Origin of the sequence: Pseudomonas sp. 10C3 (assembly GCF_036346185.1) — a bacterium.
GTDB lineage: Bacteria > Pseudomonadota > Gammaproteobacteria > Pseudomonadales > Pseudomonadaceae > Aquipseudomonas.
Genome location: NZ_JASJVE010000025.1, coordinates 1 through 22,544 on the forward strand (window position 1 = coordinate 1; position 22,544 = coordinate 22,544).

Below are 22,544 nucleotides of genomic sequence, written 5' to 3' on the forward strand. Positions count from 1 at the left end.
GTGGTAATCCAGCCGGAGCGTAAAACCTGCTCGACGGCGGCAATTTCTTCGTCACCGATACTCGGGCGGGAAAAGGGCAGGAAACTTTGATTCATAGGATCCTCTAGCGCAGGAAAGCATTGCGGTTTAAGAAGCGAGCCGTCTGCAATATCCACAGATACTGTTTACTTTGAAAATACGGGGCCGCGCTGACAGCGTCGGTAACGGCGCCGCGACACAATTGTTCGCGCAAATCATAGTTCAGGAATCGTGAAAATTACGTTTACCTTCAGCGGGATGGCGCGAACTCTATTACATGACCGTTTTGCGGAGCTGCGAGCGCAGGGCGATTCGCACGAGACAGTTTAACTTAACGCGAAAAGGTGCAACAGCAGTATGCGCGTCAAGCTAGTTCAGTAGAGTACTGAGTCCGCGCGCAGACTGTACCGTCAGACCTTTCCTACAATAGCGGAGCTAACCTGAACAAATACTGTCCATCCAGCGGCAAATATTTTTGCATCGTGCCCTGGGATGTGTTGAATACAGCCGGTCTGCTTAAGGTCGTTCATTAACGTGGGCAAAAAAGTATTTTCGGGGGTGGCCTGTTACGATCCTGTGCGAATCAGTTAATAAGCCTGCTCTAGGTCGAATGAATAATCGTTCTCGTTACGTTACCTTGGTCGGCGAATGCGAAACAGAGCGATTACCCTGTTCTTGCAATCAAGAGCATTGAATTGACCGTTCTCTAAGTGCGGCAGTGTGGAAGGGTCGAGCGTCAATGTGTCAGTTTGAAGGTATGCAATTGCCTGGGTGCATGCATTTGACTGTTAGTGGACGACGAGGAAAACCGCTTTATGCAAACAGCCTATACCGTCCTTATTTTGCTGATGCTGGTCGGTGTGTCGCGGTTGGTGGCCCGGTTGATTCCGTTGCCGTTGCCACTGTTGCAGATCGCTGCCGGGGCGTTGCTGGCTTGGCCGACGCTGGGTTTGCATGTCGCGCTCGACCCTGAACTGTTTTTGTTCTTGTTTCTGCCACCGCTGCTGTTCTCGGATGGTTGGCGTATGCCCAAGCGCGAGTTGTGGCGTTTTCGCGGGCCGATTCTTACCTTGGCAGTGGGGCTGGTATTGTTCACGGTGGTGGGCGCCGGTTTCTTTATCCATTGGCTGATACCAACCATCCCCTTGCCGGTGGCCTTCGCCTTGGCGGCCGTGCTGTCGCCGACCGATGCCGTGGCGGTGTCGGCGATTGCTCAGGATCGGCTGCCCGCGCCAATTATGCATATGCTCCAAGGCGAGGCTTTGATGAATGATGCCTCCGGCCTGGTGACCTTCAAGTTTGCTTTGGCGGCGGCGGTGACGGGCGTGTTCTCGCTGGCCAGCGCCAGCCTGACATTTGTCCTAGTCGCCTGTGGCGGCTTGGCCATCGGCGTAGCGCTGAGCTGGCTGGTGGGGCGTTTGCGTGGCTGGATGATTGCCCGGGGCTGGGATGACCCTGCGACCCATGTAGTGTTCATGTTGCTCCTGCCCTTCGCTGCCTATGTATTGGCTGAACGCTTGGGCGCTTCGGGGATTCTGTCAGCCGTGGCCGCCGGTATGATGCAAAGCTGGCTGGATCTGCTGCCGCGACAGACCAGTACGCGGCTGCTTAATCGTAGCGTCTGGGCACTGCTGGAGTTTGCTTTCAATGGCTTGATTTTCCTGCTGCTGGGCCTGCAGTTTCCGGACATCATCAAGGCCGTCGCCAGCCATGAAGTGTCGCTCTGGCCAACCCTGTTGTGGCGTTGCCTAGATGTATTGGCGATTTTTATGGTGTTGTTGGCGTTACGTTATGTGTGGGTGCAGAGCGTCTGGCGGCTGATGGTCGGCTTGCGGCGCTGGGGTGATCGCGGCGAATCATCGCTTGAGCTGACGGCGCGCTCTGGCTGGCTGCTGACCGTGGGTGGCGTGCGAGGGGCCGTGACGCTGGCGGGTGTGATGTCCGTGCCGCTGTTGATCAGTGCCGGGGCAGACTTTCCTGAGCGTGATCTGCTGATCTTTATCGCCGCAGGCGTCATCCTGCTGTCATTGATTGCAGCCTGCATCGCTTTGCCATTGTTGCTGCGCGGTGTCGCTAAAAGCCCGGACCACGCGATGAAACGCGAGGTTCGAGAGGCATGGAAGCATACCGCTGAAGCGGCGATTCACGCCCTGGAAGCTGAGGACCTGGCCGACACCGGCGTCATCCCCGACGCTGCGCAAGCCGCTTTGGCGATGGAAGTCAAAGCGCGGATCATGTCCGAATACCGCCATCACCTCGAGGTGTTCAACGACACCTCCGAAGCGCAGGCGCTGGCTTGGCAAATGGACCAGCTGGAACGACGCCTGCGTTTGCACGCGTTGCGCGCGCAGCGCCTGGAACTCTATAGCCTGCGCCGTCATCACCGGATCGGCGACGACGCGCTGCGTCAGATATTGGGTGAGTTGGACCTGAGTGAGGCGAATCTGGGGCCGGTTAAATAGCCATCAACTTATCTTTTTGGATAAGCCTTGCGCATGAAGGCTTTGTCTTTATCGCTGATCATCGCATTGAGGCCCACTTCCCAATCGCCGATCGTAATGGTGTTAGGCACCGGATAATGCATGATCGACTGCTTGTCGTAAGCGGTGTAGGTCGTTTTGTCTGATTCGAATTTGCGAAGCACCGATTCATCGACTTCTTCGGCGGAATGACCGGCTTTCGCGTAGTGTTCGTACACCTTCGACACGTCCCAAGGAATATCGGCTTCCGGGTGCTGATGTTCATGCTCGGCCCCCAGCGCATGGCCAAACTCGTGCATGACGGTGTATCGGAACTTCGGGTCCGATGGTTTTACACCCAGCACCATCGTAGGAGTCCACGGGTCGTTGGCCTTGGCATCGGTCCCGATCAGGGTGTAGTTCGCGCTGGAGGCAGTCGTGATTCGGATGTCACCTTTACCATAGCCCGGCGTGTTTTCCCGGCCATCAATAAACTCGAACGTCAGGTTTACAGAGGCTTGCCACTGGTTGATAGCGGCAATAATGGCTTGTTTGTGGGGTTCGGGCAGGTCCTCATCGGTAAAACCGATTTTCAGGGTGCGGCCATTGGCCCAGAACCTGGAAAAATGCCCGACGGCCCGCTTGCGGCGACTGCCGGGAACAGATACCCCGGCATTGTCAGGGTTCTCTTCGATGGCGGTCTCATAGGAAACCTGTTGGTCCCTCAAGCGGCGGGCGTTGCAGAGTCGTAGTTCGTTCATGGTGAAACTCCAGGGTAGGCGGAGTCTCATTGTTCTCTGTGGCGAGCTGACCGAGGCTGTACATAGTTATCGCGGTTCGCTGTAGCGGCCAGTGTGTTGGCCGCTACAGATTTCGTGATCAGCCTTTGATGAAATCCCGAATACGCGTGGCCGCTTCGACGCATTCGGCCAGAGGTGCAACCAGCGCCATGCGTACACGTCCGGCGCCGGGGTTGAAACCGTCGACTTCGCGGGACAGGTAGGAGCCCGGCACCACGGTGACATGCTCGGCTATATACAGGTCGCGGCAGAACTCAGTGTCGTCGGTCCCGACATTCGGCCACAGATAAAAACCACCGTCGGGACGCTGTACGTCGAGCACCGGGGCGAGGATCTCCAGCACGGCGTCGAACTTCTCCCGATACAGCGTTCGGTTGGCGCGTACGTGCTCTTCGTCATTCCATGCGGCAATACTCGCCAGCTGGGTTTGAACCGGCATGGCGCAACCGTGATAGGTGCGATAGAGCAAAAAAGCTTTAAGGATGTCGGCATCGCCGGCCACAAAACCTGAGCGCAAGCCGGGCAGGTTCGAGCGTTTGGACAGGCTGTGGAATACCACGCAACGTTTGAAGTCTTTGCGCCCCAGCGCCACGCATGCACTCAGCAGGCCTGGTGGCGGAGTCTGTTCGTCAAAGTACAGCTCGCTGTAGCACTCGTCGGCGGCGATCACAAAATCATGTTCATCAGCCAGGGCGATCAGCTTTTTCAGGGTTTCCAGTGGCACCAGTGCGCCAGTTGGGTTGCCGGGCGAGCACAGGAACAGGATCTGGCAGCGCTTCCAGACGTCTGCGGACACTGCATCGAAATCCGGGTTAAAACCATTTTCCGCCAGGCAGGGCAGGTAATGGGGCTGTGCGCCGGCCAGCAAGGCTGCGCCTTCATAGATTTGATAGAACGGATTTGGACTGACTACCAGTGCGTCGTCGCTGCGGTTGACCACGGTCTGGGTGAAGGCGAACAAGGCTTCGCGAGTCCCGTTGACCGGTAACACATGACGCGCCGGGTCGAGCCAGCCGGTGGGCACGTCAAAACGGCGCTCACACCAGGCGGTGATGGCTTCGCGTAGCGCCGGGATGCCGAGCGTAGTCGGGTAAACCGCCATCTGATCGAGGTTGGCGGCCAGCGTTTCAGCGACGAACGCAGGCGAGCGGTGCTTGGGTTCGCCGATGGACAGCGCGACAGGGCGTTTATCGGCATTGGGCGTCACGCTGCCAAGTAAGGCGCGGAGTTTTTCGAAAGGGTAGGGCTGGAGCTGCTGCAAGGCGTTATTCATGGGGTGTAGGTCTCAGTGAGCGTGGCGCCCGGGAGTGGGCCGGGCGCCGTTGAGTCGAAACGTAAAGGTGGGCCTGCAATGGCGTCATTCAGATACTGAGGCGCATCTCTGCGTGAGGCTCATGATTGACGCTCAATTGCTCGACGATAGCGTCCTGAAGTCGGCTGCACAGTTGTGGATCGGACAGCGGCTGATTGTTCGCGTCAGTGATGAAAAAAACGTCCTCCACCCGCTCGCCGAGCGTGGCGATTTTCGCGTTTTGCAATGACAGGTCGAACTCCAGGAAGATTTTGCCGATTCGCGCCAGCAGGCCAGGGCGATCAGGTGCGCTCAGTTCCAGGATCGTGACCGGGCGTTGTGCGTCGGTGTGGATCGTGACCTGTGGCGCGAAGGCAAAATGCTTGAGCTGGCGGGGTACCCGGCGCTGGATGATGGTCGGGTAGTCATCGGGGTTGCGCAGGGCCTCGGTCAGCCCTTCGCGGATTTGCTTGATCCGTACAGGGTTGTCGCCAATTGAGCCGCCATCGTTATCGAGCACGATGTAGGTGTCGAGGGTGAACTGGCTGCTGGAGGTGATGACGCGGGCGTCATGAATGTTCAGGTTGAGCTGATCCATGGCGGCCACGGTCACGGCAAAGAAGTCATGCTGGTCGGGAGCGTAGATGAAGATTTGAGTGCCGCCCTCGAACTCGCGCTGAGTGGTTTCCTTGATCAGCACCAGCGGGCCGCCATCGGCAGGCTGCTGCAGGATTGCATCGCTGTGCCAGGCCACATCGCCAGCGGTGTGCCGCAGGAAATAATCATCCCCAAGCTGCGCCCATAGTTGCTCGACGTCATCCGGGTCGATACCGCTGCGAACGAGAATGTCCAGCGCGGCACTTTGCGTACGACGAATCTGCTCTTCACGGTCGACAGGGTTCTCCAGGCCGCGACGCAGTGCGCGTTTGGTCTCGGTGTACAGCTGGCGCAACAAGCTGGCGCGCCACGAGTTCCACAGCGTTGGATTGGTTGCGTTGATATCGGCCACGGTCAGGACGTAGAGGTAATCCAAGTGGGTTTCATCGCCAACGAACTGGGCGAAATCATGGATGACCTGCGGGTCGGACAAGTCCTTGCGCTGGGCGGTGGTCGACATCACCAAATGGTTTTGCACCAGCCATACGATCAGGCGGGTGTCCCAGATCGGCAGTTGATGGCGTTGGCAAAAGACTTCGGCATCGATAGCGCCCAGTTCCGAGTGGTCGCCACCGCGGCCTTTGCCAATATCGTGATACAGCCCTGCCAGGTAGATCAGTTCGGGCTTGGGCAGCTTGACCATAATCTTGCTAGCCAGCGGAAACTTGTCTGAGGTCTGAGTGTATTGCAGCTTACGCAGGTGCTTGATCAGGTTCAGGGTGTGCGCGTCGACGGTATAGATATGGAACAGGTCGTGCTGCATCTGGCCGATGATATGGCCGAATTCCGGCAGGTACAGACCCAGAATCCCGTAACGGTTCATCCGGCGCAGATTGCGATGGATGCCGAACTCGCACTTGAACAGCTCGATAAAGAGACTGGTGTTGCGAATGTCGTTACGGAACTCGTCGTTGATCAGGTGCCGATGTTCGCGCAGCAAGCGAATCGTGTCGGCGCGAACGCCCTTGATTTCCGGGTGCTGAGCCATCAGCACGAAAACTTCCAGTATCGCGAAGGGGGTGCGCTTGAAAACATTGGGGTGGGAGGCTTCGATGTAGCCATCATGCAGCTGGAAGCGCGAATTGATCGGCTGAGTCGTGCCGCTCCCTTCCTCTGAAAGAATGACTTCTTCAAAGTGCTGAATGATCAGATCACTCAGTTCGGCAATGCTCATGACCACGCGGTAATACTTTTGCATGAAGCGTTCGATTGCTAGCTTCGCATCGCCGTCTTCGTAGCCGAGCAGGCGGGCGATGCTGCTTTGATGGTCGAACAGCAGGCGGTCTTCCGATCGGCCGGCAAGCATGTGCAAGGCGTAGCGCACCTTCCACAAAAACTCTTGGGATGAGGCGAGCAGAGTGTTTTCGCTTTCCAGCAGAAAACCTTCGCCCGCCAGCGCGTGCAGATTCAAGGTGCCGTACTGGCGACGGGCGACCCAGAGAATGGTCTGGATATCGCGCAAGCCACCAGGAGAGCCTTTGACGTTGGGTTCCAGGTTGTATTCGGTGTCGTTGTACTTGTGATGGCGGGCTTTCTGCTCTGCACGCTTGGCCAGGAAAAACTCTTTGCTCGGCCACATCCTGGCGGGGCTAGTGACATCAAGCATGCGCTGGCGCAGGCGTTCGGGGCCGGCAATCGTACGACTTTCCATCAAGTTGGTGATGATTGTCAGGTCGGCGATGGCTTCCTGTGCGCATTCATCGACCGAGCGCACACTCTGGCCGACTTCCAGGCCGATATCCCATAGCAACGTCAAAAAGCGCTCAATGGGCTCGCGAAAAACCTCGTGGTCGGCGCTGTCCAGCAGGATCAGCAGGTCGATGTCTGAATAAGGATGCAGCTCGCCGCGACCATAGCCGCCAACCGCCAGCAGGGCGATATCCGCCTCGTCGCTCCAGTCGAACTGTTCCCACACCTGCTGCAGGATGTGATCGACAAACCAGGCACGATCTTCGATCAGGCGCCGGATGTCGCGACCCGAGCGGAAACGTCCGTCGAGCACTTCGCGGGCCTGGCGAATGGCTTTCTTGAAAGCGGCAATGGGGCTCGCTTTCAAGGCCAGTTCGGCCTGGAACTGGCCGCGGTCGAATAATTCTGGATCCACCTGCGGCATTGAACGGCTTTCCTTCTATCTATCAGGCCTGACTTTAACGACGTGGTTTATACCGACGCGCTTACTGTCGATGTGCGGGCAATAGTGTCGTCGCTCCGCAGGGTGAAAATTTCATACCCGTCTGCCGTGACCAGGATCGTGTGTTCCCACTGGGCAGACAGCTTGCGATCCTTGGTGATCGCGGTCCAGCCATCGCCCAGCAAGCGGGTTTCGGCACGGCCTTGGTTGATCATGGGCTCAATGGTGAAGGTCATGCCTTCCTTGAGCTCCATGCCTGTGCCAGCACGGCCATAGTGCAGTACTTGCGGCTCTTCATGGAAGACCTTGCCAATGCCGTGACCGCAGTATTCGCGCACCACGGAAAAACCATTCTTTTCGGCGTGTTTCTGGATCACTTCGCCGATATCGCCAAGGCGAGCGCCTGGGCGAACCAGCTCAATGCCTTTATACATGCACTCTTGCGTGATTTTCGACAGACGCTCAGCCCACTCTGGCACTTTGCCAACATGGAACATTTTGCTGGTATCGCCGTGGTAGCCATCCTTGATTACCGTGACGTCGATGTTCAGGACGTCGCCATCCTTGAGCGGCTTCTCGTTTGGAATGCCGTGGCACACCACGTGGTTGATCGAGGTGCAGATCGACTTGGGGAAGCCCTTGTAGTTCAGCGGGGCCGGAATCGCCTTCTGCTCATTGACGATGAAGTCATGGCATATACGGTCCAGCTCGTCCGTGGTCACGCCAGGCTTGACGTAAGCGCCGATCATTTCGAGCACGTCGGCAGCCAGACGGCCGGCGATGCGCATTTTCTCGATATCCTCGGGGGTTTTGATGGTGACAGTCATAAAATTCTCTCGGCGCGGTGTGGCGCGGCTAAACACGTAAAACGCGATTCTAACAGACCGTCAGGCTGCGGGTGATCATCGCTTTATATATGCGCGAGGTGGCCCCGCGTGTACGGCGCAAAAGGACGTTTGCGGCGGTGCTTATTTCGTGTTCCGTTTTCCGGCCTTTTATGGTATAAAATGCGCCGCTTTCCTGGGTATGTCCCAGAAGCTTAAACCCACACACGTGTCGACACGATGACCTGGGTGCCCTCAGCTTGAAGCTGTTGGTTGGTCATTGGGATACGTGGAGGCCTAACCCGACTTATCAAGGAACTATCATGTCCCAAGTCAACATGCGCGATATGCTGAAAGCCGGTGTCCACTTCGGTCACCAAACCCGTTACTGGAACCCGAAAATGGGTAAATACATTTTCGGCGCACGTAACAAGATTCACATCATCAACCTTGAAAAAACCTTGCCTATGTTCAACGAAGCTCTGGCTTTCGTTGAAAAACTGGCTTCGGGCAAAAACAAGATTCTGTTTGTTGGCACCAAGCGTTCCGCTGGCAAAATCGTCGCTGAAGAAGCTGCACGTTGCGGCTCGCCTTACGTCGATCACCGCTGGTTGGGCGGCATGCTGACCAACTTCAAAACCATCCGTGCCTCCATCAAGCGTCTGCGCGAGCTTGAAATTCAGGCAGAAGACGGCACATTCACCAAGCTGACCAAGAAAGAGGCGCTGATGCGCACTCGCGATCTGGAAAAGCTGGATCGTAGCCTGGGTGGTATCAAGGACATGGGCGGTCTTCCTGACGCACTGTTCGTTATCGACGTTGATCACGAGCGCATCGCGATCACCGAAGCTAACAAGCTGGGTATCCCGGTTATCGGCGTAGTCGATACCAACAGCAGCCCGGAAGGCGTTGATTACATCATCCCAGGCAACGATGACGCCATTCGCGCCATCCAGTTGTACATGGGTTCGATGGCTGACGCTGTTATCCGTGGCCGCAACAACGCTAACGGCGGCACCGACGTGTTCGTCGAAGAAGCTCCAGCTGCCGCAGTCGTTGAAGGCTGAGTAGCAAACGCCTAGCGTTTACTCGGTACGCAAAAAGGGGGCCTGGCCCCCTTTTTGCCCCCTCGGAAACCATATGTTGGCGCCGCCTTGCAGTCATGTGCCGCAGCCAGCAGCGGTTTTCAAGAATTTGAACGCCCGTTCGGTCGGGTGGAATGGTTTTAAGACCTATCCAAGAGGAATTTGAAATGGCAGAAATTACTGCAGCGTTGGTCAAAGAACTGCGTGAGCGCACTGGCGAAGGCATGATGGATTGCAAAAAGGCCTTGACCAAGGCTGACGGCGACATCGAAAAAGCAATCGACGATATGCGCGCCTCTGGTGCCATCAAAGCCGCCAAGAAAGCAGGCAACGTTGCTGCTGAAGGCGCCATTGCTGTCAAAGTTGCCGAAGATGGCAAAAGTGCAGTGATCCTCGAAGTCAACTCGCAGACCGACTTCCTGGCCCTGCAGGACGACTTCAAAGAATTCGTGAACAACAGCCTTGAAAAAGCATTTGCTGAAAAACTGACTGACGCAGCTCCGCTGATCGTCGCTCAGGAATTGGCCCGTGAAGCTCTGATCGCGAAAGTTGGCGAAAACGTCAACATCCGCCGTCTGGCTCGGGTTGAAGGCGACGTGGTCAATGCTTACCTGCACGGTAACAAGATCGGTGTTGTTGTTGTCCTGAAAGGCGGTGACGCTGACCTGGCCAAAGACATCGCTATGCACGTTGCTGCCAGCAACCCTGAGTTCCTGCTGCCTTCGGAAGTTTCCGCAGAAGCTGTAGAACGCGAAAAAGCCGTGTTCATGAGCCTCAACGAAGACAAGATCAAAGGCAAGCCAGCCGAAATCGTTGAGAAAATGGTTGGCGGTCGCATTCAGAAGTTCCTGGCTGAAGCAAGTCTGGTCGAACAAGCGTTCGTCAAAAACCCGGAAATCAAGGTCGGTGAACTGGCCAAGAAAGCCGGCGCTGAAATCGTTTCCTTCACTCGCTTCCAAGTAGGCGAAGGCATCGAGAAACCAGTCGACAACTTCGCTGAAGAAGTTGCCGCACAAGTGGCTGCAAGCAAGCAATAAGACGGTTTCACACTGTCGCCCCGAAGAGGCTGCCCGCTCACGCGAGCGGCCTCTTCGTCAAATAGGTAAAAGGAATTTGTTTTCCTTGGGGAAGTGGCTTACAAGGCTGCATCCCCTGACGGTGTCGTACCGTCAGCTAGAGTAATCGCAGGCTGAAAACAGCTCGCACAGAATTTTTTTAAACGCCGCAGGAGAGATTCGCAATGGCTCAGCAGGGCAGTGGTTATCAGGCTCGCTATAAACGCATTCTACTCAAGCTTAGCGGCGAGGCCCTGATGGGCTCCGAAGAGTTCGGCATTGACCCGAAAGTCCTGGATCGCATGGCCCTTGAAGTTGGTCAGTTGGTCGGTATCGGGGTTCAGGTCGGGCTGGTTATTGGTGGTGGCAATCTATTCCGTGGGGCGGCCTTGAGTGCTGCCGGTATGGATCGGGTGACAGGCGATCATATGGGCATGCTGGCCACTGTGATGAACGCTCTGGCCATGCGTGATGCGCTGGAACGAGCTAACATTTCGGCTATCGTGATGTCGGCCATTTCCATGGTGGGCGTGACCGATCATTACGATCGTCGCAAAGCCATGCGTCATCTCAACGCCAAGGATGTGGTGATTTTCGCCGCAGGCACTGGCAACCCGTTCTTCACCACCGATTCGGCCGCTTGTCTGCGAGGGATCGAAATCGATGCCGACGTAGTGCTCAAAGCGACCAAGGTCGATGGTGTGTACACCGCAGATCCATTCAAAGACCCAAATGCCGAGAAGTTCGATCATCTGACGTACGATGAAGTTCTGGATCGCAAGTTGGGTGTGATGGATCTGACCGCTATCTGTCTGTGCCGCGATCATAAAATGCCGCTGCGCGTATTTAACATGAACAAGCCCGGCGCCCTGCTGAATATCGTACATGGTGGCGCTGAAGGAACCCTGATCGAGGAAGGCGAGCAATGATCAACGAAATCAAGAAAGACGCTCAAACGCGTATGCAGAAAACCCTGGAGTCCCTGGCTCACGCATTCAGCCGAATTCGTACTGGTCAGGCTCATCCCAGCATTCTGGGCGGTGTGATGGTGCCTTATTATGGCTCCGATACCCCTCTGAATCAGGTTGCGAACGTGACCGTCAAGGACTCGCGCACCCTGCAGGTCGTGGCATTCGAGCGCAATATGCTCGGAGCCGTCGACAAGGCTATTCAGAGTGCCGGGCTGGGCTTCAACCCGACGAACCTGGGCGAGCTGCTTCTGATCTCGATGCCGGCTTTGACTGAAGAGACCCGTAAGGGCTTCACAAAACAAGCTCGTGATGCTGCGGAAGATGCTCGGGTGGCTGTTCGTAACATCCGTCGCGATGCGTTGAGCCAGTTCAAGGATCTGATCAAAGAGAAAGAAATCAGCGAAGACGAAGAGCGTCGCGCTGCCGATGATATTCAGAAGCTGACGGATAAGTTCGTGGCGGATATCGAAACGGCAGTGAAGCAAAAAGAAGCGGATCTGATGGCTGTATAAAGGGCCTGGGCGTTTATGGATAAGACCAAGCAGGCGGCACCGTCATCGGTGCCGCGCCATGTCGCAATCATCATGGATGGTAATAATCGCTGGGCGAAAAAGCGTCTTTTGCCCGGTGTCGCCGGGCATAAAGCAGGCGTGGATGCTGTTCGTGCGGTCATTGAGGTGTGCGCTGAAGCGAAGGTCGAGGTGTTGACCCTGTTCGCTTTCTCCAGTGAGAACTGGCAGCGCCCGGCTGAGGAAGTCGGCGCTTTGATGGAGTTGTTTTTCACGGCTCTGCGCCGTGAGACCCGGCGTTTGAACGATAACGCGATCAGCTTGCGGATCATTGGTGACCGTTCACGGTTTCATCCTGAGCTGCAGGCTGCCATGCGTGAAGCTGAAGAGCGGACTGCCGGCCCCGGTCGTTTTGTGCTGCAGATTGCGGCTAACTACGGCGGACAATGGGATATTGCCCAGGCTGCCCAGCATCTGGCTCGCGAGGTTCAGGCCGGGCGTCTGCGTCCGGAGGAAATCACTCCTGAGTTGTTGCAGACGTGTCTGGCAACGGGTGATCAGCCATTACCGGACTTGTGTATTCGTACCGGCGGCGAACATCGTGTCAGTAACTTCTTGCTCTGGCAGCTCGCCTACGCCGAGCTGTACTTTTCCGACCTTTTCTGGCCGGACTTCAAACACGACGCCATGCGCACTGCGCTGGCAGATTTCGCTTCCCGCCAACGCCGCTTCGGTAAAACGAGCGAACAGGTAGAAGCTGGAGCCCGGGCTTAATGCTGAAACAACGAATCATCACCGCACTGATCCTGCTGCCGATTGCCTTATGCGGTTTTTTTCTGCTCGAAGGTGCAAGTTTTGCCCTGTTTATTGGCGTAGTGGTGACTTTGGGGGGTTGGGAGTGGGCACGTCTGGCGGGTTTTGCTGCCCGGCCTGCACGGGTTGCCTATGCTGCGCTAATCGCCGTCTTGCTGCTGTTGCTGCACTTGCTGCCAGGTCTGGCGCTTTGGGTTTTAGGTGCTGCAGTGCTGTGGTGGCTGGTGGCAACCATCCTGGTGCTGACCTATCCGGATACCAGTGCTTACTGGTCTGGCGCTGCCTGCAAGTTGATCATCGGTCTGTTGGTTCTATTACCCGCATGGCAGGGATTGGTTCTGATCAAGCAATGGCCTCTGGGTAATGGGTTGATCCTTGCGGTCATGGTGTTGGTTTGGGGTGCAGATATCGGCGCTTATTTCTCCGGGAAGGCTTTTGGCAAGCGCAAGCTTGCGCCCAGGGTCAGTCCAGGCAAGAGCTGGGAGGGTGTGTTCGGTGGTTTGATCGCCAGTCTGCTGATCACCGCGATTGTCGGAATGGTTCGCGGCTGGTCTGGCTCGCAACTCCTTATGGGCTTACTGGGCGCCGCAAGCGTAGTATTGATCTCGGTCGTCGGTGATTTGACTGAAAGCATGTTCAAGCGTCAGGCCGGCATCAAGGACAGCAGTAGTCTACTGCCGGGTCATGGTGGCGTGCTGGATCGCATAGACAGTTTGACTGCTGCCATCCCCGTTTTTGCGGTACTGCTCTGGGCTGCCAGTTGGGGGACGCTGTGAGTAAGCCTCAACAAATAACGGTCCTGGGCGCTACTGGCTCCGTTGGACTGAGCACGCTTGACGTCATCGCTCGTCACCCTGAGCGGTATCAGGTTTTTGCGCTCACAGGATTCAGTCGCTTGAAAGAGTTGTTGGCGCTGTGTGTGCGCCACTCACCCCGGTTTGCCGTGGTGCCCGACATTGATCTCGCTCGCGGTCTGCAAGATGATCTGGCGGCTGCCGGCCTTGATACACGGGTTCTGGTAGGTGAGCGCGGTTTGTGCGAGGTCTCGGCTCATCCTCAGGTCGATACCGTATTGGCGGCGATCGTCGGTGGAGCAGGGCTTCGTCCTACCCTGGCAGCTGTCGAGGCGGGCAAGAAGGTGCTGCTGGCCAACAAAGAAGCGCTGGTGATGTCCGGTGCGTTGTTCATGCAGGCTGTGCAGCGTAGCGGTGCCGTACTGCTGCCGATCGACAGCGAGCACAACGCGATCTTCCAGTGCTTGCCCAATGACTATGCCGGTGGCTTGGGTTCGGTCGGCGTGCGCCGTATTCTGTTGACCGCTTCAGGCGGTCCGTTTCGTGAAACGCCCTTGTCTGAATTGATGTATGTCTCTCCAGAACAGGCGTGCGCCCATCCTAATTGGTCAATGGGGCGCAAGATTTCTGTAGACTCCGCCAGCATGATGAACAAAGGGCTCGAATTGATCGAAGCCTGCTGGCTGTTCGATGCGCGGCCCGATCAGGTTGAAGTGGTTATTCATCCGCAGAGTGTGATCCATTCCATGGTTGACTATGTGGATGGTTCGGTGTTGGCTCAGCTTGGTAACCCGGATATGCGTACGCCGATTGCTCATGCGCTGGCCTGGCCGAATCGGATTGATTCGGGTGTTGCGCCGCTGGACCTGTTCAGTATTGCGCGCCTGGATTTCCAGGCCCCGGATGAACAGCGGTTTCCATGCCTGCGTCTGGCACGGCAGGCAGCGGAGGCGGGTAACAGCGCGCCAGCGATGCTCAACGCTGCCAATGAGGTTGCCGTTGCAGCGTTTCTTGAGCGGCGCATCCGCTATCCGGAGATCGCGAGTATCATTGATGAGGTTTTGAATCTTGAGCCCGTCGTTGCGGTAGAGGAGCTCGATGCGGTATTCGAGATAGATTCAAAAGCGCGCGGTTTGGCTGAGCAATGGCTCGGTCGCAACGGGCGGTAACGGCGGTAGATTAGACGGCGCAGGCGATTGTGGTGGTGTGAAACCCATACACGGCTTTCACACTGTACAAGGCAGGTACCCGGAGAAAGTTGATGAGCGCGCTCTATATGATTGTCGGCACCTTGGTGGCATTGGGTGTGCTGGTGACCTTTCACGAATTTGGCCACTTTTGGGTGGCTCGGCGTTGTGGCGTCAAGGTTTTGCGTTTCTCGGTGGGTTTCGGTATGCCGCTGCTTCGCTGGCATGATCGAAAAGGCACTGAGTACGTTATCGCAGCCATTCCATTGGGTGGTTACGTTAAAATGCTCGACGAGCGGGAAGGCGAGGTGCCAGCCGATCAGCTGGATCAGGCCTTTAACCGTAAGACCGTGTATCAACGTATTGCAATCGTGATTGCCGGTCCGGTTGCCAATTTCTTGCTGGCTATCGTTTTTTTCTGGTTCCTGGCAATGCTCGGCAGTCAGCAGGTGCGTCCTGTAATTGGCACGGTTGAGTCAGGCAGCATCGCCGACAAGGGTGGATTGAGCGCAGGGCAAGAGATTGTCGCTGTCGACGGCGAGCCTACATCGGGCTGGGCGGCAGTGAACTTGCAACTGGTGCGGCGTCTGGGCGAGAGCGGTACCGTGGCTCTCAGCGTGCGTGATCAGGGCTCGGCCGTCGATTCTCCTCGTGAGCTGGCGCTGGATAAGTGGCTCAAAGGTGCTGACGAGCCCGATCCGATACGCTCGCTGGGTATTCGCCCATGGCGTCCGGCCTTGCCGCCGGTGCTGGCGGAGCTTGATCCGAAAGGCCCGGCGCAAGCTGCAGGCCTGAAGGCCGGCGATCGGCTTGTGGCGCTCGACGGTCAAGCGTTGAGTGATTGGCAGCAGGTTGTTGACGCTGTCCGCCTGCGACCCGATGCAAAAATTTCTTTGCGTATCGAACGTGAGGGTGCTCAGCTTGATGTGCCGTTGACGCTGGCGGTGCGAGGTGAGGGAAAAACGGCGACCGGTTATCTGGGGGCCGGAGTCAAAGGTGTCGATTGGCCACCAGAGATGTTACGAGAGGTTAGCTTCGGGCCTCTGGCCGCTGTGGGAGAGGGCGCGAGGCGCACTTGGACCATGAGTATGCTGACCTTTGATTCACTCAAGAAAATGTTGTTCGGCGAGCTCTCTGTAAAAAACTTGAGCGGACCGATAACCATTGCTAAAGTGGCGGGCGCTTCTGCACAGTCAGGGGTAGGTGACTTCCTGAATTTCCTCGCTTATCTGAGTATTAGCCTGGGTGTTCTCAATTTGTTGCCCATTCCAGTATTGGATGGGGGGCATCTGTTGTTCTACCTGATTGAGTGGGCGCGGGGTCGTCCGCTATCGGATCGGGTGCAAGGTTGGGGGATTCAGATCGGTATTAGCTTAGTGGTTGGGGTGATGTTGCTTGCCTTGATCAACGATCTGGGTCGACTGTAAAGCTTCGCTGAATTGCGAATTTGCCGCATTTTGCGGCAATTTGTTTATTGCCAGTTGGAATAAGAAAGGACTTCATGAAACGTCTGCTGCTAACTGCGGTTCTTGCCGTACTGATGATCGCCGAAGTTCACGCTGAGTCCTTCACTATCTCCGATATCCGTGTCAATGGCCTCCAGCGGGTATCCGCAGGCAGCGTCTTTGGTGCCTTGCCGTTGAATGTCGGCGAGTCTGCGGATGATCGTCGCCTGGTGGATGCCACTCGTGCGCTGTTCAAAACCGGGTTCTTTCAAGATATCCAGCTCGGCCGCGATGGCAATGTCCTGGTCATTACTGTAGTCGAACGGCCTTCTGTTGCCAGTATCGACATTGAAGGCAACAAGGCGATCAGTACCGAAGACCTGATGAAGGGGCTCAAGCAGTCAGGTCTGGCTGAAGGTGAGATCTTTCAGCGTGCGACCCTTGAAGGCGTGCGTAACGAGCTGCAACGTCAATACGTTGCCCAAGGTCGTTATTCGGCTGAGGTCGCCACCGAGGTTGTGCCGCAGCCGCGGAACCGCGTCGGTCTGAAGATCAACATCAATGAAGGCACGGTTGCCGCTATCCAGCACATCAACGTGGTGGGTAACAGCGTCTTTCCTGATGAAGACCTGATCGGTCTGTTCGAGCTCAAGACCACCAACTGGCTGTCATTCTTCAAGAACGACGACAAGTACGCCCGGGAAAAACTCTCCGGCGACCTTGAACGTCTGCGTTCTTACTACCTCGATCGCGGCTATATCAACATGGATATAGCCTCGACTCAGGTATCGATCACGCCTGACAAGAAAAACGTCTACATCACGGTCAACGTGAATGAAGGCGAGAAGTACAGCGTCAAGTCGGTCAAGCTGAGCGGCGATTTGAAAGTACCCGAAGACCAGGTCAAGGCCCTGTTGCTGGTCAAGCCGGGTCAAGTGTTCTCGCGCAAAGTCATGACCACTACGTCAGAGCTGATCACTCGTCGCCTGGGTAACGAAGGCTATACCTTCGCCAACGTCAACGGCGTTCCGACCCCGAACAATGAAGATCACACAGTCGACATCACCTTTGTGGTCGATCCGGGCAAGCGTGCTTACGTCAACCGCATCAACTTCCGTGGCAACACCAAGTCTGCCGATGAAGTGCTGCGTCGTGAAATGCGTCAGATGGAAGGCGGATGGGCTTCGACTTATCTGATCGATCAATCGAAAACCCGTCTTGAACGTCTCGGCTTCTTCAAAGAAGTGAACGTCGAAACGCCTGCGGTTCCGGGCACCGACGATCAGGTTGACGTCAATTACGCCGTTGAAGAACAAGCGTCCGGTTCGATCACTGCCAGCGTTGGTTTCGCCCAGAGCGCGGGCCTTATTCTCGGCGGCTCGATCAGCCAGAACAACTTCCTGGGTACCGGTAACAAGGTCAGCATTGGTCTGACTCGCAGCCAATACCAGAGCCGATACAACTTTGGCTTTGTCGACCCCTACTGGACTGCGGATGGCGTGAGCCTAGGTTACAACGCGTTCTACCGTACCACTGACTACAAAAACCTTAACGTTTCTGTAGCCAGTTATGCCGTAGACAGCTTGGGTGCGGGCGTGAGCGTCGGTTACCCGATCAATGAAACCTCACGTTTGACCTTCGGCCTTACCGTGCAGGAGGACCAAATCAAGACCGGCGTTTACACAGTCGACGAGATTTTCAACTTCGTTAATGCGCAGGGCGATAAGTACCTCAACTTCAAGGCTTCGGCGGGTTGGTCCGAGTCAACGTTGAACAAAGGTGTGCTCGCCACGCGTGGGCATTCCCAGAGCCTGGTATTGGAAACCACTACGCCGGGCAGCGACCTGTCGTTCTTCAAGCTTGATTACCGTGGTCAGTATTTCCACCCGCTAACCGATAATTACACCCTGCGTCTGCACACAGAGTTGGGTTATGGCGATGGTTATGGGTCAACCTCGGGCCTGCCGTTCTACGAGAACTACTATGCTGGCGGTTTCAACTCGGTTCGTGGTTTCAAGGACAGCACCTTGGGCCCGCGTAGCACCCCGAGTACGGGTGTTAACCCAGGCACATTGGCAGATCCGGATCAGAATCCGCTGCCGTTCGGTGGTAACGTACTGATCCAGGGTGGTGTAGAACTGATGTTCCCACTGCCATTCATCAAAGATCAACGCTCACTGCGGACCTCTGTGTTCTGGGACGTCGGCAACGTATTCGACAGCAATTGTGACTCCAGCAAACTCACGTTAAGTGGCAACAAGGTCACGTGCAGTAATATCGACCTTTCTGGATTGGCGAGTTCTGTGGGTGTCGGCGTGACGTGGGTTACGGCACTGGGCCCGTTGAGTTTTGCCGTGGCTATGCCGGTCAAAAAACCGGACAATGCGGAAACCCAAATATTCCAATTCTCTCTCGGTCAGACCTTCTAATCGTCTGATCACCGATAACGACAACGGATTTTGTAGGAGTGCATCGTGCGTAAGTTGACTCAGCTGGTTATCTTGGCCACGGCCTTGATAGCGACTCCAGCATTTGCTGAAATGAAAATTGCAGTGCTGAACTATCAAATGGCACTGCTCGAATCAGACGCGGCAAAGAAATATGCCGTGGATGCCGAGAAAAAATTCGGCCCACAATTGACCAAGCTCAAAACTCTTGAAAGCAGTGCCAAGGGTATTCAGGATCGTCTGGTCAGCGGTGGCGACAAGATGGCGCAACCTGAGCGTGAGCGTCTTGAGCTTGAATTCAAGCAAAAGGCTCGTGACTTCCAGTTCCAGTCCAAGGAGCTGAATGAAGCCAAAGCGGTTGCCGACCGTGAAATGCTCAAGCAGTTGAAGCCAAAACTTGATCAGGCTGTAGAAGAAGTGATCAAGAAAGGCGCGTATGACCTGGTATTCGAGCGCGGCGCTGTCATTGATGTCAAACCTCAGTACGACGTCACTCGCCAAGTGATTGAGCGCATGAATCAGCTGAAGTAATCATGACTGCGACCATTAAACTCGGCCAACTGGCTGAGTTCCTCGGCGCCACGTTACGTGGCGCCGCGGATAAAGAGATTACCGGGCTGGCCACTTTGCAAGAGGCCGGCCCTGCTCAGTTGAGTTTTCTGGCCAATCCGCAGTACCGCAGGTTCCTCGCCGATAGTCATGCTGCAGCCGTGCTGCTGAAGCCAGCGGATGCGGAGAGTTTTGCCGGTGATGCGTTATTAGTGGCTGATCCTTATCTGGCGTACGCGAAGATTTCCCATTTTTTCGACCCCAAGCCCAAGGCTCTGCCTGGGGTGCATCCGTCTGCAGTGGTTGCGGCGGACGCCCAGGTTGATGCCACTGCCAGCGTGGGCGCTTTTGCCGTTATCGAAAGCGGTGCCTGCATCGCGGCCGGGGTCACAGTGGGGGCCCATTGCTTTATCGGCGCTCGTTGTGAAATTGGCGAAGGTGGCTGGCTGGCCCCGCGGGTCACGCTTTATCACGATGTACGCATTGGTAAACGCGTTGTGATTCAGTCGGGAGCCGTGCTCGGCGGTGAAGGTTTCGGTTTCGCCAATGAAAAAGGGATTTGGCAGAAAATCGCGCAGATTGGGGGTGTTCTGATCGGTGACGACGTGGAAATCGGCGTCAATACGGCCGTCGACCGCGGTGCGTTAGCCGACACGTTGATCGGCAACGGCGTCAAACTGGATAACCAGATTCAGATCGCGCACAACGTGCAGGTCGGCGATCACACCGCGATGGCGGCGTGTGTCGGTATCTCGGGCAGTACCAAGATTGGCAAGCATTGCACCATCGCTGGCGGTGTCGGCATGGTTGGTCATATAGAAGTGTGTGATGGAGTTTTTGTCACAGGTATGACCATGGTGACCCGCTCGATTACCGAGCGCGGTGCCTATTCTTCGGGGACTGCGATGCAGCCCGCTGCGGAATGGCGCAAAAGCGCGGCGCGTATTCGTCAGTTGGATGACATGGCGCGGCGCCTGCAACAGTTGGAAAAGGTTGTTGAAGCCGTGACCTCAGGCGGTAATGAGTCATCTGATGGCTGATGCTCTTTTGATATCAAGCGTGCACAGCCAATAGACTGCCTCCTTGATTTGCAACAGGAGTGCTGCGCCTCAGTCGCGTACTCCCACTCTTTACTACAGGCTTCCCCCCCGAAATGATGGACATCAACGAGATTCGCGAATACCTGCCTCACCGCTACCCATTCTTGTTGGTGGATCGTGTGGTGGAGCTGAATGTCGAGAGCAAAAGCATTCGTGCGTACAAGAATGTCAGCATTAATGAGCCTTTCTTCAACGGTCACTTTCCTCAGCACCCAATCATGCCGGGCGTTCTGATCATTGAAGCGATGGCCCAGGCCGCTGGTATCCTCGGTTTTAAAATACTGGACGTGAAGCCATCCGAAGGCACGCTTTACTACTTTGTAGGTTCAGACAAACTGCGCTTTCGTCAGCCGGTGCTGCCGGGTGATCAGTTGATACTTGAAGCTAAATTCATCAGCTGCAAGCGTCAGATCTGGAAATTCGAGTGCCAGGCTTCGGTCGACGGCAAGCCAGTGTGTTCCGCAGAAATTATCTGCGCGGAACGTAAACTATGAGTTTGATTGACCCTCGCGCAATCATCGATCCGACGGCCATCCTGGCCGACAATGTAGAGGTCGGCCCTTGGTCGATCGTCGGACCTGGTGTGGAAATTGGCGAGGGTACAGTCGTTGGGCCGCATGTAATTCTCAGGGGCCCAACGAAGATCGGTAAGCACAACCGCATTTACCAGTTTTCATCGGTAGGCGAGGACACGCCCGATCTCAAGTACAAAGGCGAAGAGACGCGTCTGGTGATCGGTGATCACAACGTTATTCGTGAGGGTGTGACCATCCATCGCGGGACGATTCAGGATCGTGCGGAAACGACCCTGGGTGACCATAACCTGATCATGGCCTACGCCCACATCGGTCACGACAGCGTGATCGGCAATCATTGCATTCTGGTCAACAACACCGCGTTGGCCGGACATGTGCACGTCAATGATTGGGCGATCCTCTCCGGCTTCACACTGGTGCATCAGTTTTGCCATATTGGCGCTCACAGCTTTTCAGGCATGGGCACTGCAATTGGCAAGGATGTGCCAGCGTTCGTCACCGTTTTTGGTAACCCGGCTGAAGCTCGTAGCATGAACTTCGAGGGCATGCGCCGTCGTGGGTTCAGCGAAGAGACCATTCACGCGCTACGTCGTGCGTACAAAGTCGTCTATCGGCAGGGACTGACCGTCGATCAAGCCATTGCCGAGCTCGCCGAACCAGCTGCGTTGTTCCCTGAAGTCGCCGTGTTCCTCGAGTCGATTCAGGCTTCGACCCGCGGCATCACGCGTTAATGATCAGGCCACTGCGAATCGCGCTTGTAGCAGGCGAAGCGTCAGGCGATATCCTGGGTGCGGGTTTGATGCGAGCGCTCAAGATTCGTCATCCCTCTGTCGAGTTTATCGGTGTCGGCGGTCCGCTGATGCAGGCCGAAGGCATGGTTTCCTACTTCCCGATGGAGCGTCTGGCGGTCATGGGGCTGGTCGAGGTGCTGGGTCGGCTCAAAGAGTTGTTAGCCAAGCGCAAGCAGCTTGTTCAAACGTTTCTCGGCGAAAAGCCTGACGTCTTCATCGGTATCGATGCCCCGGACTTCACGCTCAATATCGAACTCAAGCTACGGCGCGCTGGAATCAAGACGGTGCATTACGTCAGTCCGTCGGTATGGGCCTGGCGGCAAAAGCGCGTGCTGAAAATTCGCGAAGGCTGCGACCTGATGCTGACGCTGCTGCCCTTTGAAGCTCGGTTCTACGAAGAGAAGGGCGTACCGGTGCGGTTTGTCGGTCATCCCTTGGCTGACACCATCCCTCTTGAAGCTGATCGCGCTGCGGCGCGAGCTCAACTGGGTTTGGCTGCCGGCCCGCTGGTTGCGCTAATGCCCGGAAGTCGAGGTGGCGAAGTAGGGCGCCTCGGAGGCCTGTTCTTCGATGCCGCGGAACGTCTGATGGCCTTGCGTCCTGGTATTCGCTTCGTGCTGCCCTGCGCCAGCCCGGAGCGGCGTGCGCAGATCGAGCAACTGTTGCAAGGGCGCGACGTGCCGGTGCTGCTGCTCGACGGCGGCTCTCACCTGGCACTGGCGGCGTGCGATGCGGTGTTGATCGCATCCGGCACGGCGACACTTGAAGCGCTGCTGTACAAACGTCCCATGGTCGTTGCCTACCGCTTGGCACCGATTACCTTCTGGATACTCAAGCGTCTGGTGAAAAGCCCTTACGTTTCTTTGCCTAATCTGCTCGCCCAGCGTTTGCTGGTCCCGGAATTGTTGCAGGACGCAGCAACCGCCGAGACCCTTGCGCAAACGCTGTTGCCGCTGCTCGATGGCGGCGAAGCGCAGACTGCAGGTTTCGATGCCATTCACCGGATCTTGCGCCGCGACGCCTCCAATCAGGCCGCCGATGCGGTGCTTGGCCTGTTGGGTCAGTCGCCTTCACAGTGAGTT

The 22,544-nt window shown here is 56.3% G+C and carries 20 protein-coding genes; 15 read left to right on the top strand and 5 right to left on the bottom strand.

The window, feature by feature from the left end; all coding sequences use genetic code 11:
• A partial coding sequence (locus tag QN399_RS21210; protein WP_323567072.1) for a hypothetical protein occupies positions 1-95 on the bottom strand: 95 nt, incomplete at its 3' end.
• A 738-nt stretch (positions 96-833) separates the two neighbouring features.
• On the opposite strand from QN399_RS21210, the gene QN399_RS21215 reads away from it, so the two are divergent.
• Positions 834-2,480 (top strand): Na+/H+ antiporter, encoded by a 1,647-nt coding sequence (locus QN399_RS21215; protein ID WP_322180507.1) that lies wholly within the window; start codon positions 834-836, stop codon positions 2,478-2,480.
• A gap of 8 nt (positions 2,481-2,488) precedes the next feature.
• Here QN399_RS21215 and QN399_RS21220 read toward each other — a convergent pair whose 3' ends face one another.
• The 4 genes from QN399_RS21220 to map form a co-directional block, all read right to left on the bottom strand.
• Positions 2,489-3,238, bottom strand: a complete 750-nt coding sequence (locus QN399_RS21220; RefSeq protein WP_330201601.1) for a M12 family metallopeptidase — start codon at positions 3,236-3,238, stop codon at positions 2,489-2,491.
• A gap of 118 nt (positions 3,239-3,356) precedes the next feature.
• Positions 3,357-4,550, bottom strand: coding sequence for a succinyldiaminopimelate transaminase (dapC, locus tag QN399_RS21225; RefSeq protein WP_322180502.1), 1,194 nt, complete (start codon positions 4,548-4,550; stop codon positions 3,357-3,359).
• Between the two features lie 88 nt (positions 4,551-4,638).
• Positions 4,639-7,338: a [protein-PII] uridylyltransferase gene (locus tag QN399_RS21230; RefSeq protein ID WP_322180500.1), complete on the bottom strand. Its 2,700-nt coding sequence runs from the start codon at positions 7,336-7,338 to the stop codon at positions 4,639-4,641.
• Positions 7,339-7,385: 47 nt separating this feature from the next.
• Complete coding sequence (gene map, locus QN399_RS21235; protein WP_322180498.1) at positions 7,386-8,183, bottom strand: type I methionyl aminopeptidase; 798 nt, start codon at positions 8,181-8,183, stop codon at positions 7,386-7,388.
• A 320-nt stretch (positions 8,184-8,503) separates the two neighbouring features.
• Here map and rpsB point away from each other — a divergent pair, with 320 nt between their 5' ends.
• The 14 genes from rpsB (at position 8,504) to lpxB (ending at position 22,541) form a co-directional block, all read left to right on the top strand.
• On the top strand, positions 8,504-9,247 hold the full coding sequence (gene rpsB / locus QN399_RS21240; protein ID WP_219061233.1) for a 30S ribosomal protein S2: 744 nt from the start codon (positions 8,504-8,506) through the stop codon (positions 9,245-9,247).
• A 185-nt stretch (positions 9,248-9,432) separates the two neighbouring features.
• On the top strand, positions 9,433-10,302 hold the full coding sequence (gene tsf, locus QN399_RS21245; RefSeq protein ID WP_322180496.1) for a translation elongation factor Ts: 870 nt from the start codon (positions 9,433-9,435) through the stop codon (positions 10,300-10,302).
• A gap of 203 nt (positions 10,303-10,505) precedes the next feature.
• Positions 10,506-11,249: a UMP kinase gene (gene pyrH / locus QN399_RS21250; protein ID WP_322180494.1), complete on the top strand. Its 744-nt coding sequence runs from the start codon at positions 10,506-10,508 to the stop codon at positions 11,247-11,249.
• Entirely contained in the window at positions 11,246-11,803 is a 558-nt protein-coding gene (gene frr / locus QN399_RS21255) for a ribosome recycling factor (protein WP_322180492.1), read from the top strand. The genes pyrH and frr overlap by 4 nt, the downstream gene beginning before the upstream one ends.
• 15 nt (positions 11,804-11,818) lie before the next feature.
• On the top strand, positions 11,819-12,574 hold the full coding sequence (gene uppS, locus QN399_RS21260) for a polyprenyl diphosphate synthase (protein WP_322180491.1): 756 nt from the start codon (positions 11,819-11,821) through the stop codon (positions 12,572-12,574).
• Complete coding sequence (locus tag QN399_RS21265) at positions 12,574-13,389, top strand: phosphatidate cytidylyltransferase (RefSeq protein WP_322180490.1); 816 nt, start codon at positions 12,574-12,576, stop codon at positions 13,387-13,389. The genes uppS and QN399_RS21265 overlap by 1 nt, the downstream gene beginning before the upstream one ends.
• Complete coding sequence (ispC, locus tag QN399_RS21270) at positions 13,386-14,576, top strand: 1-deoxy-D-xylulose-5-phosphate reductoisomerase (protein ID WP_322180488.1); 1,191 nt, start codon at positions 13,386-13,388, stop codon at positions 14,574-14,576. Before QN399_RS21265 ends, ispC begins: the two co-directional genes overlap by 4 nt.
• Positions 14,577-14,668: 92 nt before the next feature.
• Positions 14,669-16,021, top strand: a complete 1,353-nt coding sequence (gene rseP / locus QN399_RS21275; protein WP_322180486.1) for a sigma E protease regulator RseP — start codon at positions 14,669-14,671, stop codon at positions 16,019-16,021.
• A gap of 74 nt (positions 16,022-16,095) precedes the next feature.
• Entirely contained in the window at positions 16,096-18,468 is a 2,373-nt protein-coding gene (bamA, locus tag QN399_RS21280; RefSeq protein WP_322180484.1) for an outer membrane protein assembly factor BamA, read from the top strand.
• A 45-nt stretch (positions 18,469-18,513) separates the two neighbouring features.
• Entirely contained in the window at positions 18,514-19,017 is a 504-nt protein-coding gene (locus QN399_RS21285) for an OmpH family outer membrane protein (RefSeq protein ID WP_322180482.1), read from the top strand.
• Between the two features lie 2 nt (positions 19,018-19,019).
• Positions 19,020-20,075, top strand: a complete 1,056-nt coding sequence (lpxD, locus tag QN399_RS21290) for a UDP-3-O-(3-hydroxymyristoyl)glucosamine N-acyltransferase (RefSeq protein ID WP_322215292.1) — start codon at positions 19,020-19,022, stop codon at positions 20,073-20,075.
• 113 nt (positions 20,076-20,188) lie between these two features.
• Positions 20,189-20,629, top strand: coding sequence for a 3-hydroxyacyl-ACP dehydratase FabZ (fabZ, locus tag QN399_RS21295; protein WP_322180478.1), 441 nt, complete (start codon positions 20,189-20,191; stop codon positions 20,627-20,629).
• Positions 20,626-21,402, top strand: coding sequence for an acyl-ACP--UDP-N-acetylglucosamine O-acyltransferase (lpxA, locus tag QN399_RS21300; RefSeq protein WP_219061245.1), 777 nt, complete (start codon positions 20,626-20,628; stop codon positions 21,400-21,402). Before fabZ ends, lpxA begins: the two co-directional genes overlap by 4 nt.
• On the top strand, positions 21,402-22,541 hold the full coding sequence (lpxB, locus tag QN399_RS21305) for a lipid-A-disaccharide synthase (RefSeq protein ID WP_322215296.1): 1,140 nt from the start codon (positions 21,402-21,404) through the stop codon (positions 22,539-22,541). Before lpxA ends, lpxB begins: the two co-directional genes overlap by 1 nt.
• The last annotated feature ends 3 nt before the right edge of the window (positions 22,542-22,544 follow it).

Excerpts from the sequence above, each read along its gene's own strand:
- uppS (WP_322180491.1), top strand. The coding sequence starts at position 11,819 with ATGGATAAGACCAAGCAGGCGGCACCGTCATCGGTGCCGCGCCATGTC.
- bamA (WP_322180484.1), top strand. The coding sequence starts at position 16,096 with ATGAAACGTCTGCTGCTAACTGCGGTTCTTGCCGTACTGATGATCGCC.
- rseP (WP_322180486.1), top strand. The coding sequence starts at position 14,669 with ATGAGCGCGCTCTATATGATTGTCGGCACCTTGGTGGCATTGGGTGTG.
- tsf (WP_322180496.1), top strand. The coding sequence starts at position 9,433 with ATGGCAGAAATTACTGCAGCGTTGGTCAAAGAACTGCGTGAGCGCACT.
- frr (WP_322180492.1), top strand. The coding sequence starts at position 11,246 with ATGATCAACGAAATCAAGAAAGACGCTCAAACGCGTATGCAGAAAACC.
- map (WP_322180498.1), bottom strand. The coding sequence starts at position 8,183 with ATGACTGTCACCATCAAAACCCCCGAGGATATCGAGAAAATGCGCATC.
- QN399_RS21265 (WP_322180490.1), top strand. The coding sequence starts at position 12,574 with ATGCTGAAACAACGAATCATCACCGCACTGATCCTGCTGCCGATTGCC.
- lpxB (WP_322215296.1), top strand. The coding sequence starts at position 21,402 with ATGATCAGGCCACTGCGAATCGCGCTTGTAGCAGGCGAAGCGTCAGGC.
- lpxA (WP_219061245.1), top strand. The coding sequence starts at position 20,626 with ATGAGTTTGATTGACCCTCGCGCAATCATCGATCCGACGGCCATCCTG.
- rpsB (WP_219061233.1), top strand. The coding sequence starts at position 8,504 with ATGTCCCAAGTCAACATGCGCGATATGCTGAAAGCCGGTGTCCACTTC.
- QN399_RS21220 (WP_330201601.1), bottom strand. The coding sequence starts at position 3,238 with ATGAACGAACTACGACTCTGCAACGCCCGCCGCTTGAGGGACCAACAG.
- fabZ (WP_322180478.1), top strand. The coding sequence starts at position 20,189 with ATGATGGACATCAACGAGATTCGCGAATACCTGCCTCACCGCTACCCA.
- QN399_RS21230 (WP_322180500.1), bottom strand. The coding sequence starts at position 7,338 with ATGCCGCAGGTGGATCCAGAATTATTCGACCGCGGCCAGTTCCAGGCC.
- pyrH (WP_322180494.1), top strand. The coding sequence starts at position 10,506 with ATGGCTCAGCAGGGCAGTGGTTATCAGGCTCGCTATAAACGCATTCTA.
- lpxD (WP_322215292.1), top strand. The coding sequence starts at position 19,020 with ATGACTGCGACCATTAAACTCGGCCAACTGGCTGAGTTCCTCGGCGCC.
- QN399_RS21215 (WP_322180507.1), top strand. The coding sequence starts at position 834 with ATGCAAACAGCCTATACCGTCCTTATTTTGCTGATGCTGGTCGGTGTG.
- dapC (WP_322180502.1), bottom strand. The coding sequence starts at position 4,550 with ATGAATAACGCCTTGCAGCAGCTCCAGCCCTACCCTTTCGAAAAACTC.